This is a genomic window from Acinetobacter sp. WCHAc060033 (assembly GCF_004209125.1).
Lineage (GTDB): Bacteria > Pseudomonadota > Gammaproteobacteria > Pseudomonadales > Moraxellaceae > Acinetobacter > Acinetobacter wuhouensis.
Map to the genome: position 1 here is coordinate 1 of NZ_SGSW01000203.1, position 371 is coordinate 371.

Genomic DNA, 371 nt, shown 5'->3' on the forward strand with positions numbered 1-371 from the left:
CGATTAAATTCTTCTGAATTCTTTTTGGTTTTGGTTGGTCTTACCAGCACCACTGCCAAACCCAATGATTCAGCCATTTCAGAAAGTAAAATACCTGTCGCATGATTCAAACCAACACGACGTGATATTTGCTCACTAACTTGTCTCGAATGATTCCCGCTTGTTCTAAAGTTAGCCTTCTTGTTTTGCCACCCTGCCTCGATCACCACTTTCTTAATCTGATCTTGGTGACTGCGAAATAACTCAACAGTTTCAGCAAAGGTCAAATTCTTCAGCTCAAATGACTGTCCCAAGATAGCCACCCCCGATTTTTCTAAGTCTGGATCAATGCCGATGATGAGGGGTTTACTCACGCTCACCTCGCAAAATCT

At 42.6% G+C, this 371-nt stretch carries 1 protein-coding gene; it reads right to left on the minus strand.

Features of this window, described 5'->3' with window-relative positions; genetic code table 11:
- Positions 1-359, minus strand: a 359-nt coding sequence (locus EXE10_RS21285) for a hypothetical protein (RefSeq protein ID WP_130114621.1), incomplete at its 3' end; no start/stop codon positions are given.
- Positions 360-371: the final 12 nt, after the last annotated feature.